This window comes from Nocardia thailandica NBRC 100428 (assembly GCF_000308795.1).
Lineage (GTDB): Bacteria > Actinomycetota > Actinomycetes > Mycobacteriales > Mycobacteriaceae > Nocardia > Nocardia thailandica.
The window spans coordinates 1-810 of sequence record NZ_BAGK01000266.1; the positions used below are offsets into that span (position 1 = coordinate 1).

1 protein-coding gene is annotated in these 810 nt (G+C 68.3%); it reads left to right on the forward strand.

What is annotated here, in order from left to right:
• Positions 1–279 (forward strand): hypothetical protein (locus ON36_RS28440; RefSeq protein WP_043660078.1); only part of this gene is annotated, 279 nt, incomplete at its 5' end.
• Between the last annotated feature and the right edge of the window lie 531 nt (positions 280–810).

Genomic DNA, 810 nt, shown 5'->3' on the forward strand with positions numbered 1-810 from the left:
AACACGATCGGGCGACTCCAGATCTGGCAGGCCACCGCCGGAGAACTCGACCGCCACCTCGAGAACATCGTCGCCCTCGGGTACCGCCGCAAAGCCAAGCAGCACAGGACAATCCTTCGCGCCATGATGCAGATCGCCGTCCTCCACAACGTCATCCCGGTCAACCCCATCGACGGCGTCGACTCCTTTCGCAAGAACCGCCGAACCGCCCGCGGCAAGATCGCCGACATGTCCGCGCTGCCCGCATTCCGCCCAGGTACGCGCATGGGCTCGCGGTGAGGAAATACCCGGCACCCCCGCCTACGTCAGCGGACCAGCCCGCGACTGGAACGTCGTCTGGGTCGTCGACATCCTCTCCGGCACCGGACTACGCCCCTACGAGCTGTTCGCCCTCCTGCTCGAAGACATCAACCTCGGCGCCGACGAGCCCTACCTGGACGTCACCGGCACCCTCCAAGCCGACCCCCGCCCCGGCACCGGCGGATGGCTGCGCGCACCGATCCCCAAACCGACAACAGCTGGCGCCGCATCCTGCTGCCCCCACACACCATCACAGCCATCCGCGAAGCCATCGCCGACCTCGAACGCACCCGAACTCCCCACCCACTCGGCTTGCTCTTCCCCGCCCGCAACGGATCCTCCTCAACCCCAACAACTTCGCCCGCGCCTGGCGCGCCGCCCGCGGCGACAACTTCGCCTGGATGACCCTGCGCACCTTTCGCCGCGGCGCCGGCACCGCCATCGACCACGCGACCGGCGACCCGGAACGTGCCGCACGCCAACTCGGGAACACCGCCGCCATCACCAAAA